This window comes from Streptomyces sp. NPDC044033, from assembly GCF_056434425.1.
In genome coordinates, this window is record NZ_JBWKFF010000004.1 from 16658 (window position 1) to 31833 (window position 15176).

Annotated in this window: 16 protein-coding genes; 7 read left to right on the forward strand and 9 right to left on the reverse strand. The window is 69.8% G+C overall.

Features of this window, described 5'->3' with window-relative positions; all coding sequences use genetic code 11:
* Positions 1 to 154: 154 nt before the first annotated feature.
* Positions 155 to 463 (reverse strand): hypothetical protein, encoded by a 309-nt coding sequence (locus AC07AB_RS09425; RefSeq protein WP_363135036.1) that lies wholly within the window; start codon positions 461 to 463, stop codon positions 155 to 157.
* 394 nt (positions 464 to 857) lie between these two features.
* Between AC07AB_RS09425 and AC07AB_RS09430 the strand changes: the two genes are divergently transcribed.
* Entirely contained in the window at positions 858 to 2153 is a 1296-nt protein-coding gene (locus AC07AB_RS09430; RefSeq protein ID WP_478562705.1) for a serine/threonine-protein kinase, read from the forward strand.
* An 89-nt stretch (positions 2154 to 2242) separates the two neighbouring features.
* Here AC07AB_RS09430 and AC07AB_RS09435 read toward each other — a convergent pair whose 3' ends face one another.
* Positions 2243 to 2440, reverse strand: a complete 198-nt coding sequence (locus AC07AB_RS09435) for a DUF397 domain-containing protein (RefSeq protein WP_478562708.1) — start codon at positions 2438 to 2440, stop codon at positions 2243 to 2245.
* 143 nt (positions 2441 to 2583) lie between these two features.
* On the opposite strand from AC07AB_RS09435, the gene AC07AB_RS09440 reads away from it, so the two are divergent.
* The gene (locus AC07AB_RS09440; RefSeq protein ID WP_478562711.1) at positions 2584 to 3591 is read left to right on the forward strand and encodes a C40 family peptidase; all 1008 of its coding nucleotides are present in this window, start codon (positions 2584 to 2586) and stop codon (positions 3589 to 3591) included.
* A 194-nt stretch (positions 3592 to 3785) separates the two neighbouring features.
* Positions 3786 to 4472 (forward strand): phosphatase PAP2 family protein, encoded by a 687-nt coding sequence (locus AC07AB_RS09445; RefSeq protein ID WP_478562715.1) that lies wholly within the window; start codon positions 3786 to 3788, stop codon positions 4470 to 4472.
* Between the two features lie 93 nt (positions 4473 to 4565).
* Here AC07AB_RS09445 and AC07AB_RS09450 read toward each other — a convergent pair whose 3' ends face one another.
* Both AC07AB_RS09450 and AC07AB_RS09455 read right to left on the reverse strand, forming a co-directional pair.
* Positions 4566 to 6143, reverse strand: coding sequence for an FAD-binding oxidoreductase (locus tag AC07AB_RS09450; RefSeq protein WP_478562718.1), 1578 nt, complete (start codon positions 6141 to 6143; stop codon positions 4566 to 4568).
* Positions 6144 to 6221: 78 nt separating this feature from the next.
* Positions 6222 to 6410, reverse strand: a complete 189-nt coding sequence (locus AC07AB_RS09455) for a hypothetical protein (RefSeq protein WP_478562721.1) — start codon at positions 6408 to 6410, stop codon at positions 6222 to 6224.
* Positions 6411 to 6501: 91 nt separating this feature from the next.
* On the opposite strand from AC07AB_RS09455, the gene AC07AB_RS09460 reads away from it, so the two are divergent.
* Together AC07AB_RS09460 and AC07AB_RS09465 are read left to right on the forward strand one after the other, a co-directional pair.
* Entirely contained in the window at positions 6502 to 7401 is a 900-nt protein-coding gene (locus AC07AB_RS09460; RefSeq protein WP_478562724.1) for an SCO4651 family lipoprotein, read from the forward strand.
* Between the two features lie 107 nt (positions 7402 to 7508).
* Positions 7509 to 7706 carry a hypothetical protein gene (locus AC07AB_RS09465; RefSeq protein WP_478562727.1) on the forward strand — a complete coding sequence of 66 codons (198 nt, stop codon included), beginning with the start codon at positions 7509 to 7511 and terminating at the stop codon, positions 7704 to 7706.
* A gap of 97 nt (positions 7707 to 7803) precedes the next feature.
* Here AC07AB_RS09465 and AC07AB_RS09470 read toward each other — a convergent pair whose 3' ends face one another.
* Entirely contained in the window at positions 7804 to 8193 is a 390-nt protein-coding gene (locus AC07AB_RS09470) for a metal-sensitive transcriptional regulator (protein ID WP_478562730.1), read from the reverse strand.
* Positions 8194 to 8419: 226 nt separating this feature from the next.
* Between AC07AB_RS09470 and AC07AB_RS09475 the strand changes: the two genes are divergently transcribed.
* Positions 8420 to 9040 carry a DUF47 domain-containing protein gene (locus AC07AB_RS09475; protein WP_478562733.1) on the forward strand — a complete coding sequence of 207 codons (621 nt, stop codon included), beginning with the start codon at positions 8420 to 8422 and terminating at the stop codon, positions 9038 to 9040.
* A gap of 6 nt (positions 9041 to 9046) precedes the next feature.
* Positions 9047 to 10045 carry an inorganic phosphate transporter gene (locus AC07AB_RS09480; RefSeq protein WP_478562736.1) on the forward strand — a complete coding sequence of 333 codons (999 nt, stop codon included), beginning with the start codon at positions 9047 to 9049 and terminating at the stop codon, positions 10043 to 10045.
* A 461-nt stretch (positions 10046 to 10506) separates the two neighbouring features.
* Here AC07AB_RS09480 and pstB read toward each other — a convergent pair whose 3' ends face one another.
* The 4 genes from pstB to pstS all read right to left on the reverse strand — a co-directional run bounded on the left by pstB (position 10507) and on the right by pstS (position 14614).
* Positions 10507 to 11283: a phosphate ABC transporter ATP-binding protein PstB gene (gene pstB, locus AC07AB_RS09485; protein ID WP_363135046.1), complete on the reverse strand. Its 777-nt coding sequence runs from the start codon at positions 11281 to 11283 to the stop codon at positions 10507 to 10509.
* 59 nt (positions 11284 to 11342) lie between these two features.
* Positions 11343 to 12425 carry a phosphate ABC transporter permease PstA gene (gene pstA, locus AC07AB_RS09490; protein WP_478562739.1) on the reverse strand — a complete coding sequence of 361 codons (1083 nt, stop codon included), beginning with the start codon at positions 12423 to 12425 and terminating at the stop codon, positions 11343 to 11345.
* Complete coding sequence (pstC, locus tag AC07AB_RS09495; RefSeq protein WP_478562742.1) at positions 12422 to 13390, reverse strand: phosphate ABC transporter permease subunit PstC; 969 nt, start codon at positions 13388 to 13390, stop codon at positions 12422 to 12424. Before pstC ends, pstA begins: the two co-directional genes overlap by 4 nt.
* Before the next feature lie 96 nt (positions 13391 to 13486).
* Positions 13487 to 14614: a phosphate ABC transporter substrate-binding protein PstS gene (gene pstS, locus AC07AB_RS09500; protein ID WP_478562745.1), complete on the reverse strand. Its 1128-nt coding sequence runs from the start codon at positions 14612 to 14614 to the stop codon at positions 13487 to 13489.
* Positions 14615 to 15176 lie beyond the last annotated feature (562 nt).

The window sequence follows — 15176 nt, forward strand, 5'->3', positions numbered from 1 at the left end:
CCTCTGGTGCGGAGGGCGGGACTTGTGGGGGTTCGGGTTCGGGGGGAGGAGTCTGCGCGGGGGACGATGCGCGGCAGCGTTGGGGGATGGTGTGGTGCGAAATGGTGCGATATGGGGGAGTTGTACGGGTGCGCGGGCGGGGTCAGGGCGGGGGTCAGACGGCCATTCCGTAGACGATCGTGAACAGCGTGCCCAGCGACCCGATGATGAACACACCGGTGAGCCCGGCGACGATCAGCCCCTTGCCCTGTTCCGCGCTGAAGGTGTCGCGCAGCGCCGTCGCGCCGATCCGCTGCTTCGCGGCGCCCCAGATCGCGATGCCCAGGCACAGCAGGATGGCGACGGCCATGACGACCTCGACCATGATGCGCGCCTCGTTGCCCAGGGTCCCGAACGGGCCCCAGTCGGGGGCGATTCCGCCGATGATGGTGGTGATGTCGCCTTTTGCGGCTGCCAAAAGCATATGTAACTCACCGCCCCTTATGGGTAGTTGTGTACCCCTTCACCGTGGTGGCGAAGGCCAGGCCCTATCTTCGCCGACAATGCCGCCAACGCATGTCGACTTGGCGTCAATTTTTGCCGGACTCGCACGTGCCGCTGATCACTCCGTCTCGGGTCGCGACGCACGGCGCTGTCGGTGGGGCACCCTATCGTCACTCTGTGTACCACGGGTGTAGACGTCGAGCAACGTTCGCTGAAGCGGGGGCCAGTACCGATGTTCAAACGACCGCGTATTCGATGGGTACCCTGTGGCGGTCTCCCTCATATGCGCTGCGCCCTGCGGCCGTCGAGCGGATTGAACGCATTCACCGCATCCTGCGCATGCTCGGGGTGCAACGAGATCGAGGATGGTACGGGTGCTGGTTGCCGATCGGTACCGGTTGGGAGATCTGCTCGGGCGCGGCGGAATGGGCGAAGTCTGGCGGGCCTCCGACGAGGTGCTGGGCCGTCAGGTGGCGGTCAAGCTGCTGCTGGGGAACGACGGCGACGAGTCGGCGGCCATGCGCTTCCGCATGGAGGCGCAGACCGCCGCGCGGCTGAATCACCACCAGGTCGTCGGGGTGTACGACTTCGGCGCCTGGGACGGCCGCTTCTACCTGGTCATGGAGCTGGTGCAGGGTCCCAGCCTGGCGCAGGAGCTGTCGTCGGCCGCGGGCGGCGCGCTCGCCCCGGCCCGGGTGGCGGACATCGCGGCCCAGGCCGCCGCCGGGCTGGCCGCGGCGCACCGGCAGGGCGTCGTCCACCGGGACGTGAAGCCCGGAAACCTGATGACCGACGCCGACGGCACGCTCAAGATAGGCGACTTCGGGATCGCCCGGTTCGTCGACGAGACGTCGGCGGGGCTGACCAGCGCGGGCCAGATCGTCGGCACGAGCACCTATCTCGCGCCGGAGCGCGCCCTCGGCCGGGCGGCGGGCCCGGGCTCCGATGTGTACGCGCTGGGCTGTGTGCTCTATCAGCTGCTGGTGGGGCAGCCGCCGTTCTGGGCCGACACCCCCACCGCCCTGCTCTACCAGCACGTGGACTCCGAGCCGGTGCCCCCGCGGCAGTACTGCGGCGGGCTGCCCAGCTCCTTCGAGACGTATCTGCTGCGGATGCTGGCCAAGCAGCCGGAGGACCGGCCGACGGCGCAGGAGGCGGCCGACTGGTTCGGCGGCGGCTCCTGGCGCGACATACCCCAGCCCCTGCCGGTGCCCGAGCCCGCGCCCGTAGTCGCCCCGGCCCCGGTCCTGGCCCCGGAGCGGGAGTCGATGGCGACGTACGCGCTGCCGTCGGCCGGCCACCGGAGCGCGAGTCGGAGCACGGCCGGGAGAACCGCGGGAAGAAGCACGCCGGCGCGCGGCTCGGGCGGCAGAAGCGCGGTTCGCGGCGGGGCGCAGCGCGGCGTCGTGGTGCGCGCCGGCGCGCCGAAGAGCATGACGGGCGGGGGCGGTCGGGGCGCCGCGGCGCCGACCGGGCTCAGCGGCGTACGGGCGTGGCTGCGGCGGCACAAGGTGCTGTTCGGCGTGGTCGCGGGCGGGGTGGCCTTCGTGGCGGCGATGGTCGTCGGCGCGTCCGTGTTCGCTCCGGACGGCACGGGCTCGCAGGGCCCCGAGGTGTCGTCGGACCCTCCGGGCGACTCGGGCCAGGCTCCGGGCGCGGTGCGGCGATGAGGGCCGTGCCCGCTGTGTCCCGGGAGGTCCCGGCGCGCGGCGTGCCGGCCGGAGGACAGCAGGCCCCCGGCTCGGCCGCCGCCGGTCCGTCAGTCCTCGATGAAGTGGTCGAACTCGCCGGCCTTCACGCCGAGGACGAACGCGTCCCACTTGGCCCGGGTCGTGATGACGACCTCGTCGGGTTTGAGGTTCTCGCGCAGGTAGACGTTGCCGTCCGCGCCGAAGGCGACTTCGAGGAACTCTCTCTCGGTGCCGTCGGTGGCCTGCTGCCAGTTGAGCTCCGTCACTGTGCCCCCTTGTGAGGTGTCCGGGCTGACGCCGGCACCCACCATAGAGGAGCCGGCGGAGGCGCTCTCGCCAGGTGGGGGCGGGTGGCCGTACCGTGCGGAATTACGGATTCGTGGGTGGGCGGGTAGGGGAGGCCGGCGCGGTGCGAAAAGTCTGGTTGGGCGTCAGCGTCGGTATCGGGCTGTCCCTTTGCTTCATCGGCCTGCTCGTCGTGGGCGTGTATTCGGCTGCCTCGAACCTGGTGGGCGGCGGAACCGCCGGGGCCGTCGGGCTGGCGAAGGGCGCGGTGCCGGCGCAGTATCAGCAACTGGTGCAGAAGTGGGGCAGCCTCTGCCCGGCGCTGAGCCCGCCGTTGCTGGCGGCGCAGCTCTATTCGGAGAGCGGCTGGAACCCGAAGGCCGTGAGCCCGGCCAACGCGCTGGGGATAGCGCAGTTCATCCCCGGCACATGGGAAGCGCACGCCGTCGACGGCAACGGGGACGGCAAGAAGGATATTTGGGATCCGGAGGACGCGATCCCCTCCGCGGCGACGTACGACTGCGATCTGGCCAAGTACGTGAAGAACGTGCCGGGGGACCTCTCGGACAACATGCTGGCCTCGTACAACGCGGGCGCGTACGCGGTGATCAAGAACGCCGGGGTGCCGCCGTACCAGGAGACCCAGGGCTATGTGAAGACGATCCGCACGCTGGCGAAGAGCTTCGCGAAGCCGGTCGGCCGGGTCGCCTCCTCCCAGCAGGCGGCCGGCGCGATCTACTTCGCGCAGAAGGTGCTCGGCACGCCGTATCTGTGGGGCGGCACCGGCACGGCCGATCAGGGCGGCCGGTTCGACTGCTCGGGACTGACGGAGGCCGCGTACCACTCGGTGGGCATCGAGCTGCCGCGTGTCGCGAACGACCAGTGGAATGCCGGTGAACACCCGAAGCGGGACGAACTGATGCCGGGCGACCTCGTTTTCTTCGCCAATGACCTGAATGATCCGCGCAGCATTCACCATGTGGGGGTGTATGTCGGGGACGGCTACATGATCAACGCTCCGTTCACCGGCGCGGTGATCCGGTACGACAAGATTGATAAACCCGATTACATCGGTGCGACGCGTGTGACGGAAGATGGCGCGAAAGCACTACCCGAGCCCGATGCCGCCTAAAGACCCGGCTCTGAGCTGCGACGATGGGTCACCCTTCGGTAACGTCCTGGTGATCATTGAGTGGAGAACGGAACGCCGGGCAGTGAGTTGACGTTCCATTGAGGTGGGCACGCGGCGCGCTGTTACCGGCGTTATCGACCACGGGGGTTGGCAGCTGCACGTAGTGACAGGCGAAAGATAAGGGGCCGCGGCAGATGGCTGGACTCGCGATGGACGGCTCGAACCCCGACGTCAGCGTTCTCTACGACATCAACGGCTTCGCCAAGGGCGCCCCGCACTGGTTCGACCGCGTGATGGAGTTCACCGGCGAATACGGCATCGTCATCGGCCTCGCCGTGCTGATGCTCTTCGCCTGGTGGAGCGCGCGCAAGCGCGAGGACGCGCCGGGCGCCGTGGCCGGTCTCGTCTGGGCGCCGCTCGCCGCCGGACTGGCGCTGCTGGTCAACATCCCCATCCGGGACCTGGTGCAACGGCAGCGGCCCTTCATGGAGCACCAGGGACTGGACGTCCTGGTCAAGGGCAAAACCGACTTCTCCTTCGTCAGCGACCACGCCACGCTGACGATGGCCGTCGGCGTCGGCCTCTTCTGCGCCAACCGCAAGTACGGCCTGGTCGGCATCGCCCTCGGCCTCCTGGAAGGCTTCTGCCGCGTCTACATGGGTGTGCACTACCCGACGGACGTCGTGGGCGGCTTCGCCCTCGGCACGGCGGTGACGCTGCTCTTCGCGCCCCTCGCGATGATGCTCCTCACGCCCCTGATGACGAGGATCGCGGGCTCGCGGGCGGGCTGGCTCGTACGGCCCCGGCAGCCGTCGGCGGCGCTGGAGGGCGAGGCGGAGCTGCCGGAGCCGCGCCGCCGGGACAGCGATCTCGCCGCGTAGAGCGGGCTGACGCCCGGGGCGGCGCCCGGTCAGCGGCCTCCCGGCCCGCGCTCCGGACGGGAGGGCAGGGCCTCGGGGGCGTCCCGCAGCGCCTCAGAGCGCCTGGGGGAAATCCAGTACGCGGTCCGGGTCGTACTGGCCCTTCAGCTTGGTGAGGCGGTCGGCGGCGTCGCCGTAGTACGCCTTGCGCCAGTCCTTGAGGCCGGGGTCGGCGTAGTTCTGGTAGGCCGCGCCGGAGGCGAAGCGGCGCATGGCGGAGTGGATGCCGTCCAGCCACGGAGTCTGGGCCGAGCCGGAGCCGCCCGCCGACCACGAGGTCAGGTACTGGGCCAGGAACAGCGAGCGGCGGTGCACGAACGCGGTGGCCAGCGGCTTGACGCGGTTGATCGCCCCGCCCAGCGCCGTCAGCTGGACCGACCCCTTCCCGCTGCCCGCGCTGTGGCTGAACCGTTCGAACTGGCCGACCAGCGTCTGGAGGCCCAGCGCCGTCAGCTCCCGGTCGAAGAAGTCCGAGCGCGCCGCGTACGTCTCGCGCCCCAGCGTCCCCTCCGCCCGGCGGCCCGGAGTGCTGCCGGGCAGATGGCACTCGGCGGCCGACTTGGTGCCGCACCCCGCGTAGCGGCGCATCGTGTCCAGATAGGTGTGCTGGTAGACCGTCACGGCGCGGGCCGCGCCGCCGGCCGATTCCACGAGGTGGTCCATGGCGTTGCGCAGATCGCCCGCCGTGCCGATGGTGAAGGCGGAGACGGCGATGCGCGGTTCCTGGCCCGCCGTCACGGAGAGGTCGCACGCCGTCCATATCTCGTCCGGCTGGTTCGGCCCCCACTGCTGCCAGGCGCGGATCACCGCGGCCGCCCGGGACCAGGGCCAGGAGACGTACCCGGTCGCTCCGCTCGCCGCCCGTTGCGTACGGAACCGCAGCTCGGTGACGACTCCGAAGTTGCCGTTCCCCGCGCCGCGCAGCGCCCAGAACAGGTCCGGGTTGCGGGAGTTGTCGCACTGAAGCGTCTTGCCGTCGGGCGTGACTATGGTCGCGCCCGTCAGGCTGTCGCAGGTCAGGCCGTACGCGCGGGAGACGACCCCATGCCCGCCGCCGAGCGTGAGGCCGGAGATGCCGACCGTGGGGCAGGAGCCGCCGGGGACGGTGACGCCGTGCCCGGAGAGGCCCGTATAGACGTCGATGAGCTTGGCGCCCGCGCCGATCGTGGCGGCGGACGAGGAGGTCGTACGGACCGAGTTCAGCCGGGAGACGTCGATGACGAGGCGGCCGTCGCCGCTGGACCAGCCGGCGTAGCTGTGGCCGCCGTTGCGGATGGAGACGGGGGTGCCGTGGCGGCGGGCGAAGGCGAGGCACTCGGCGATGTCGGAAGCGCCGGCGGTGTAGGCGACGGCGGCCGGGCGGCGGCTGTCGAAGCGGGTGTTGTACAGCTGGCGGGCCGTGGGGTAGTCGGCGTCGTCCGGGCGTATGAGGTCGCCGGAGAGGCCCTTGCCGAGCGCGGTCCAGTCGGGGGCGTGCGCCTTGCGGCCGGGCGGTACGGACTGCTTGCGGCCGGGCGCCGAGGCGCCGTTGCCGTCGGGGGCGGCGTGGCTCGCGTCACTGCTGCACGCGGCGAGCCAGGCACCGCTCGTCGCCAGTCCGGCGCCCGTCGCCAGCAGTCTGCGCCTGTCCATCGTGGTCTCCGCCCCTATGCCGTGCTCATGCCGTGGTCGAGGCGCTCGGTGGCCGTGGCGCCGCTCGGACACGTCTGTTCAGACAGATGGCCTACCCGCGTGCGGGGTTCCGTCACCTGTTTCGACCAGGTGGGCATCGGCGTCCTCACGGGCGCGCGCACGGGCCCGGCGGGCCGGACCGTACCAGCCGCACGCGCACCGGGCGATGCAGAAGGAGCCGTTCTCCGTGGTGGTCGTGTGGTGGGCGTGCGGGGGTGGATCGGACACATGGCCACGCTACCGGCCGTGACGGGGCCCCGGAACCGTCGTTGAACGGGGCGGGTGTCCAGGTGCAGCGGGACCAGGGGGTCGGCCGTCGATGGTGGCGCAGGAGCGGGGACGCGGGGGCGCGGTCGTCGCCGCCGCCGTGGCGAGCGGGCTCGCGGTGGGGCTGCTGACGACGGCCGGCTGCTCGGCGGAGGCCCCCGCCGGGGGCCACGGCAAGGCCGCGGCCGCCCGCGCGGTCGGCGCACCGGCGCCGGGCGAGGCCCTCACCGCCGTGCGGCACGCCGCCGATGTGCTCGCGAGGGCGGGCGGGGCCCGCGTCCGTACGTACCTGGAGACGGTCAGCGGTGGCACCCGGCTGACCATCCTGGGCACGGGTGACTACGGCTTCGGGGAGTCGCTGGGCCGGCTGCGGGTGCGCGTACCGGCTCCGGGCGGCGCGGCGCCGGGGCAGGCGGAGCCCGCGGGGCGCCCGTCGATCACCGAGCTCTTCGCGCCCGGCGCGCTCTATATGAAGAACCGGGGGGCGGGCGTGCCCGCGGACAAGTGGGTGCGCCTCGCCACCGGCTCGCTCGGTGACGGAAATCTCGTCGCGAACGGGGCGACCGACCCGCTCGCCGCCGCCGAACTGCTGCGCGGGGCGCGGCGGGTGGAGTTCGCCGGGAGCGAGCGGTCCGGCGGGGCGACGGTCCGGCACTTCCGGGGCAGCTGCGACCTGGGGCGGGCCGCCCGAGGGGCCTCCTCGGGGCAGCGGGGGGCGCTGGGCGCGGCGGCGAAAGGGTTCTTCGGCCGTGCGGTCGCGTGCGACGCCTACCTGGACGACCAGGGGCGGCTGCGCAAGGTGCGGCACCGCTTCACGGTCCCGGACGCCGGGCACGGCGCGATGGATGTGGCATCGACGGTGGAACTGTATGCCTTTGGGACGAAAGTCACCGTGCGGCTACCCCCGGCTACGGATATCTATACGGGGAAGGTCGTTTCTCCGGTGAATTAGTGCGGGGCGCCGACTCGGGCCATCGAAATGGTCCGTCTGTGCCATGCACGGGGTGTGCAGCGATCCGTACGCTGGTAAATCGCCGATCGGAGAAGGAGGTGGAACCCGTGGTTTCGCGTCGACCTTCGTCCGGTACGTCGGACCCCGTGGCTGCCCTCGTCGAGATCGATCTCTACGGCGAGTTGATGATCGCGGCGTCCAGCGCGGATGAGGAACGGCTCAGTCCGGACCGTATCGACGAGGTGCTGAGGGTGGTGCGGCAGCGGCGGCCCGAGTCCGCGCCGGGGCCGGATTCCCGGCGGTGACCGGTTTCCCGACGATGGCCGGATTCCCGATGGGGACCGGGATTCCTGGGGGGAAATGGTCCGGATCACCGCAGGTGAATGGCGCGAACCGGCCGGTTCAGGTGCGCAGCAGGCGCGCGATGGCGGCGGTGGCCTCGGCGACCTTGGCGTCGATCTCCTTGCCGCCCCGGGTGGCCGCGTCGGCCACGCAGTGCCGCAGATGCTCCTCCAGGAGCTGGAGGGCGAAGGACTGGAGACCCTTGGTGCTGGCGGAGACCTGCGTGAGTATGTCGATGCAGTAGACGTCTTCGTCGATCATGCGCTGGAGACCGCGGATCTGGCCCTCGATCCGGCGCAGCCGCTTGCGGTGCTGGTCCTTCTGGTGGCTGTAGCCGTGCGGGCCGCGGTCGTGGTCGGCGGTGGCGAGGGCCTCGGCGGTCGCGTCGGTCGGGGCGGGCGCGTCGGGGGCGCCGGGGCTGCCGTTCACAGCGGCTTCCTTGGTCGTCATGGCGTCCTCCGTCGTCCTGAATGGGGCCATATACCCCCACCGGGTATATGGTACCGAATTTTCTATTTTTTCCGCTGTTCCGAGCGAACCGGGCCGCACATCGAGGCGGTACCCCCTGCTGAGCACTCTGCCCGATGGGCGACACTGATGGAATGCCAGTTAGCCGTGGCTTGATGATGCGCCTAGCATCAAGTCGACCGAATCCGCTGCACCCCGAGGACCCCCAGTGCGCTTTCGTCTGACCCCCAGGGAGACGAGCTTCTACGACATGTTCTCCGCCTCCGCGGACAACATCGTCACGGGCTCGAAGCTCCTGATGGAACTGCTCGGAGCGGATTCCTCCGCCCGGGTCGAGATCGCCGAACGGATGAGGGCAGCGGAGCACGCCGGGGACGACGCGACACACGCGATCTTCCACCAGCTCAACTCCTCTTTCATCACGCCTTTCGACCGCGAGGACATCTACAACCTCGCCTCTTGCCTCGACGACATCATGGATTTCATGGAAGAGGCCGTCGACCTGGTCGTTCTCTATCAGGTCGACAAGTTGCCGAAGGGCGTGGAGCAGCAGATCGAGGTGCTGGCGCGGGCGGCCGAACTGACCGCCGAGGCCATGCCCAACCTCCGCACGATGAGCAACCTCACCGAGTACTGGATCGAGGTCAACCGGCTGGAGAACCAGGCGGACCAGATCCACCGCAAGCTCCTCGCGCACCTGTTCAACGGCAAGTACGACGCCATGGACGTGCTCAAGCTCAAGCAGATCGTGGACGTGCTGGAGGAGGCGGCGGACGCCTTCGAGCACGTCGCCAACACCGTCGAGACCATCGCGGTCAAGGAGTCCTGACCCCCGGTGGACACCTTCGCGCTTGTCGTGACCATCGGGGTCGCGCTTTTCTTCACGTATACGAACGGCTTCCACGATTCCGCGAACGCCATCGCGACCTCGGTCTCCACGCGGGCGCTGACCCCGCGCGCGGCCCTCGCGATGGCCGCGGTGATGAACCTCGCCGGCGCCTTCCTGGGCAGCGGGGTCGCCAAGACCGTCAGCGAAGGACTGATCGACACACCGACCGGCGGCCAGGGGATGATGATCCTCTTCGCCGCGCTGGTGGGGGCGATTGCCTGGAATCTGGTGACCTGGTACTTCGGTCTGCCGTCGTCTTCCAGCCACGCGCTTTTCGGCGGCATGGTGGGCGCGGCACTCGCCGGTTCCTCGACGGTCTACTGGTGGGGGGTCTGGGAGAAGATCGTTCTCCCGATGTTCCTCTCGCCGATCGTGGGGCTGGTTCTCGGCTACTTCGTGATGGTCATCATCCTGTGGCTGTTCAAGGGCTCCAACCCGCACAAGGCCAAGCGCGGCTTCCGGATCGCGCAGACCGTCTCGGCGGCGGGCATGGCGCTCGGACACGGCCTCCAGGACGCGCAGAAGACGATGGGCATCGTGGTGATGGCCCTGGTCATCGGCGGCGTCGAGGACCAGGGCGACCCCATTCCGATCTGGGTCAAGATCGTCTGCGCGCTGATGCTCTCGCTCGGTACGTACGCGGGCGGCTGGCGCATCATGCGCACGCTGGGCCGCCGGATCATCGAGCTGGACCCGCCGCAGGGGTTCGCGGCGGAGACGACGGCGGCTTCGGTCATGTACACCGCGTCGTTCATGTTCCACGCGCCGATCTCCACGACGCATGTGATCACTTCGGCGATCATGGGTGTGGGGGCGACGAAGCGGGTCAAGGCCGTTCGGTGGGGCGTGGCCAAGAACATCATCATGGGGTGGTTCATCACGATGCCGGCTGCGGCGCTGGTGGCTGCGCTCAGTTATTGGGCTGTGGACTTGGTCTTCGGCTGACGGGGCCCTCCGGGCGGGGCTTCGCCCTGGGGGCTGGGTGCTGGCTTTTCGGGGCTGCGCCCCGGGCTCGGGCTGTTCTGTCCTCAAGCGCCGGACGGGCTTGATGGGGCTGGGGTTTGTGATTGCCCTCAAGCGTCGGGCGGGCTGGGTGGTGCATGGTCCGTTGTCGGGTGGCGGTTGGGTGGGTTTTTCGGGGCTCTGCCCCGGACCCTGGTCCTCAAGCGCCGGACGGGCTTGTTGGGGTTGGGGTCTGTGATTGTCCTCAAGCCGCCGGACGGCTTGATGGGGGCGGGGGGTTTGTGACTGTCCTCAAGCGCCGGACGGGCTTGATGGGGCGGGCTTTGGTTGTTCGTTCTCAAGTGCCGTGGGCCGGGTGGTGCGGGCCCGCCCCTGGTTGAGGGGCGGGCCCTCGTCTTGCGGTGGCACCGCCATGCAGCACCGCACGACGTGTTGGGGGCGGCTCAGCCGAAGCGGCCGGAGATGTAGTCCTCGGTGGCCTGTACCGAGGGGTTGGAGAAGATCCGCTCGGTCTCGTCGATCTCGACGAGCTTGCCGGGCTGGCCGACGCCCGCCAGGTTGAAGAAGGCCGTACGGTCCGAGACGCGCGCCGCCTGCTGCATGTTGTGCGTCACGATGACGATCGTGAACCGCTCCTTGAGGTCGCCCATCAGGTCCTCGATGGCGAGCGTGGATATCGGGTCGAGCGCGGAGCACGGCTCGTCCATGAGGAGTACCTGCGGTTCGACGGCGATGGCGCGGGCTATGCACAGCCGCTGCTGCTGGCCGCCGGAGAGGCCGGCTCCCGGCTTGTTCAGCCGGTCCTTGACCTCTTTCCAGAGGTTGGCGCCCTTGAGGGACTTCTCCACGACGTTGTCCAGCTCGGACTTGCGCACCCGGCCGTTGAGGCGCAGGCCGGCCGCGACGTTGTCGTAGATGGACATGGTCGGGAACGGGTTCGGGCGCTGGAAGACCATGCCGACCGTGCGGCGTACGGAGACGGGGTCGACCCCGTGCCCGTACAGATCCTCGTCGTCGAGCAGTACCTTGCCCTCGACGCGGCCGCCGGGGGTGACCTCGTGCATCCGGTTCAGGGTGCGCAGGAAGGTGGACTTGCCGCAGCCGGAGGGGCCGATGAAGGCGGTCACCGAGCGGGGCTCGACGGTCATCGAGATGTCCTCGATGGCCTTGTGGCCGCCGTAGTACGCGTTGAGGCCGCCGACGTCGATGCGCTTGGCCATGTGAATCACTTCTTTTCTGCGACTGGCCCCGCTCGGCGGAGCCGCATATCGGGATGGCCTCAGCGGCCGGACTTCGGGGCCTTCCAGCGCGCGATGGCGCGGGCGACCAGGTTCAGGATCATGACGAAGGCGATCAGTACGAGCGCCGCGGCCCAGGCGCGGTCGTACGACGCCTCGTTGCCGTTCGCCCACTGCTCGTAGATGTAGTACGGCAGCGAGGACTGGGCGCCCTCGAAGGGGTCGTTGTTGATCACCTGGGAGCCGAAGACCAGCAGCACGATCGGGGCGGACTCACCGGCGATACGGGCGATCGCGAGCATCATTCCGGTGGCGATGCCGCCGATCGCGGTGGGCAGTACGACCTTGAGGATGGTGCGCCACTTCGGCACGCCGAGGGCGAGGGACGCCTCGCGCAGCTCGTTCGGTACGAGCTTGAGCATCTCCTCGGTGGAGCGGACCACGACCGGCATCATCAAGATGGCCAGGGCCATCGATCCGGCGAAGCCGGAGTAGCTGAAGTCCAGCATGATGATCCACAGGCTCAGGATGAACAGACCGGCCACGATGGAGGGGATGCCGGTCATCACGTCCACGAAGAACGTCACGACCTTCGCGAGCCTGCCGCGCCCGTACTCCACCAGGTAGATGGCGGTCAGCAGGCCGATCGGGGCCGCGATGAGGGTGGCGATGCCGACCTGCTCCAGGGTGCCGATGATCGCGTGGTAGACGCCGCCGCCGGGCTGGATGGTCAGCACGCCGGCCATCGAGTGGGACAGGAAGGCGCCGTCGAGAACCTTGATCCCGCGCGCGACGGTCTCCCAGAGCAGGGAGACGAGCGGGACGACCGCGATCAGGAAGCAGACCCACACCAGACTGGTGGCGAGGCGGTCCTTGGCCTGGCGGCGGCCCTCGACGCGGGCCGCGGCCGCGTACATGACGGCCACGAAGAGGATCGCGGCGATCAGGCCCCACTGGACGCGGCTGCTGAGTCCGGCGCCGATGCCGATCCCGACGCCGACGGCGACGGCGACGGCCGCGATGGCGGCCGGGGCCCAGCGCGGCAGCCGTGGCTGGTGCAGGGCGGCCCGCGGGAGCGGGTCGCTGTCGGAGACCGTCGGCCGGTCCGCGATCACGTCACTCATGCCGTGTACTCCTTGCGACGCGAAATGATCATCCGAGCCGCGCCGTTGACCAGCAGGGTCAGCGCGAACAGGACCAGGCCGGAGGCGATGAGCGCGTCCTTGCCCAGTTCGCCGGACTCCTTGAAGCTGCTGGCGATGTTCTGCGCGAAGGTGCCGCCGCCCGGGTCGAGCAGGCTGGCGTTGATCACGAAGCTGGGCGAGAGCACGGTGGCGACGGCCATCGTCTCGCCGAGCGCGCGGCCGAGGCCGAGCATCGAGGCGCTGATGACGCCGGAGCGGCCGAAGGGGAGGACCGACATCCGGATGACCTCCCAGCGGGTGGCGCCGAGCGCGAGCGCGGCCTCCTCCTGCATCTTCGGGGCCTGGAGGAAGACCTCGCGGCTCACGCTGGTGACGATCGGCAGGATCATGATCGCGAGCAGGATGGAGATGGTGAAGATCGACCGGGCGGCGCCGCCGGAGTAGGAGAAGACGCCGGTCCAGCCGAAGTAGTCGTCGAGCCAGCTGTAGACGCCGCTGAGGTGGGGGACGAGGAAGAGCGCGCCCCACAGGCCGTAGATGATCGAGGGGACGGCGGCCAGCAGGTCGATGACGAAGGCCAGCGGGCTCGCGAGGCGGCGCGGCGCGTAGTGCGAGACGAAGAGCGCGATGCCGACCGCGATCGGCACGGCGATGGCCATCGCGATGACCGAGCTGACGACGGTGCCGAAGGCGAGGACCGCGATGCCGAAGGTCGGGTGCTGGGAGTTGGGGGCCCAGTCGAAGGTGGTGAAGAAGTTGCCCTCGTCCGCGGAGATCGCGTGGGCGGCGCGGACGGTGAGGAAGACCGCGATGGCGGCCATGATCACCAGGAGCAGAATGCCGGAGCCGCGGGAGAACGCGAGGAAGATCCGGTCACCCGCGCGGGTGGTGGTCTTCACCGGGCGGGGTGGGGGGCTGGTCGCTGGGGTCGGTGATATGTCCATGGATTTCTCCGGTCTGCGGAGCCGGACTGCCCGACTCCTGGCGCGGCGGTGCACCGGACGGTGCGGCCGGGCCCTCGGGGCCCGGCCGCACACGGATCAGGAGAGGGAGGCGACGCTCGCACGGACCTTGGTGGCGATCTCCGCGGGGAGCGGGGCGTAGCCGAGTTCCTTCAGACCGGCCTGGCCGGCCTCGGAGGAGACGTAGGTCAGGAAGGACTTGGTGGCGGCGAGGGTGTCGGGCTTGTTGCCCTTGTCGCCGAGGATCTCGTACGTGACCAGGGTGATGGGGTAGGCGCCCTCGGCCTTGGTGGCGTAGTTCAGCTTGAGGGCGAGGTCCTTGCCGGAGCCGACGACCTTCGCTTCGGCGATGGCCTTGGACGCGTTGTCGGAGGTGGCGGCGACCGGGGCGGCGGCGCCGGTGTCGACCTTCACCGTGTCGATGCTGTTGGCGGTGGCGTAGGAGAGCTCGAAGTACGAGATCGCGCCGTCGTTCTGCTTCACCTGCGAGGAGACCCCGGCGGAGCCGTCGGCGGACTGGCCCTGCTTCGCGGCCCACGCCTTGGCGGGCTCGTACGGCCAGGACTTGGGCGCGGCGGCCTTGAGGTACTTGGTGAAGTTGTCGGTCGTGCCCGACTCGTCGGAGCGGTGGAACGCCTGGATCTTCAGGTCCGGGAGCTTCGCGTCCTTGTTGAGCTTGGCGATCGCGGGGTCGTTCCACTTGGCGATCTTGCCGTCGAAGATCTTGGCGAGAGTGTCGGCGTCGAGGACGAGGTCCTTCACGCCCGGCACCTTGTAGCCGATGGCGATGGGGCCGCCGACCATCGGGAGGTTGATGCCCTGGCCGCCCTTGACGACGCTCTTGGACTTCGTGACCTCGTCGGGCTTGAGCGCCGAGTCGGAACCGGCGAAGGCCGTCTTGCCCTGGAGGAACTCCTGGACGCCCGCGCCGGAGCCGGTCCCCTTGTAGTTGATCTTTATGTCGGGGCAGGCGGCCATGAAGTTCTTCGTCCAGAGCTCCATGGCGTTCTTCTGCGCGGTGGAGCCGGAGGCGAGCAGGTCCCCCTTGCCCTCGCACTTGATGTTGCCCGCGGCCTTGCTGGAGGCGGAGTCCCCGCCGTCGCCGCTGTTGTTGTCCGAGCCGCACGCCGTGAGGACCAGGGCGCCGGAGACGGCGAGGGCGCCAAAGGCGGCGGCGCGGAGCCGGTTCTTGCGCTGAAGCTTCACTTTTCGGGGGTTCCTTCCGGGAGCCGCCGCTGGGGCGGCGTGCGAAGAGGTTGTCGAACGGGAGTCTGCGCTGTTCAGCGTGGCTGTCCAGCACGGGGTCCAGCTATGGGGCTCTGCTGGGCGATGCGGGCCTCGGACGGTGCGGCTCGCACGGTGTACGGCTGAAATTAGGCAGAACAGGTGAAGTGGTCGAAGGGGGTGAGTGAACGGGGGGTGAACCTCGGCCGTCAGTGTGGTGGCCTGCCGGGCGGGGGCGGCTCCGGGCCTGCGTGGAGGGTGGCTGCCGGGGGCGCCCGGCGGCTTTGACGGCCGGGGCCAGGCGCTCCCGGTGGCTTTGACGGCCGGCGCCCGGGGGCTCCCGGTGGCTTTGACGGCCGGCGCCGGCGGTGGGGAGCGGCGGGGGCTCAAGGGGAGCGGCAGTGGAAAGCGGTGGGAGCCCAAAGGGGGGCGCCCGCGGAAAGCGGTGGGAATACGGGCCGCTCTCTGTTGTATCGCGGGGCGGCGTGGCACCATCCGAGCCTATGTGACGGCACGTCAGGTATGGGCTGCGCGAAGCGGAGGC

What these genes read in the sequence shown, in the direction of transcription:
- AC07AB_RS09425 (WP_363135036.1), bottom strand. Translation starts at nt 463, where the DNA reads ATGCTTTTGGCAGCCGCAAAAGGCGACATCACCACCATCATCGGCGGA.
- AC07AB_RS09445 (WP_478562715.1), top strand. Translation starts at nt 3,786, where the DNA reads ATGGCTGGACTCGCGATGGACGGCTCGAACCCCGACGTCAGCGTTCTC.
- AC07AB_RS09450 (WP_478562718.1), bottom strand. Translation starts at nt 6,143, where the DNA reads ATGGACAGGCGCAGACTGCTGGCGACGGGCGCCGGACTGGCGACGAGC.
- AC07AB_RS09460 (WP_478562724.1), top strand. Translation starts at nt 6,502, where the DNA reads ATGGTGGCGCAGGAGCGGGGACGCGGGGGCGCGGTCGTCGCCGCCGCC.
- AC07AB_RS09470 (WP_478562730.1), bottom strand. Translation starts at nt 8,193, where the DNA reads ATGACGACCAAGGAAGCCGCTGTGAACGGCAGCCCCGGCGCCCCCGAC.
- pstB (WP_363135046.1), bottom strand. Translation starts at nt 11,283, where the DNA reads ATGGCCAAGCGCATCGACGTCGGCGGCCTCAACGCGTACTACGGCGGC.
- pstA (WP_478562739.1), bottom strand. Translation starts at nt 12,425, where the DNA reads ATGAGTGACGTGATCGCGGACCGGCCGACGGTCTCCGACAGCGACCCG.
- pstC (WP_478562742.1), bottom strand. Translation starts at nt 13,390, where the DNA reads ATGGACATATCACCGACCCCAGCGACCAGCCCCCCACCCCGCCCGGTG.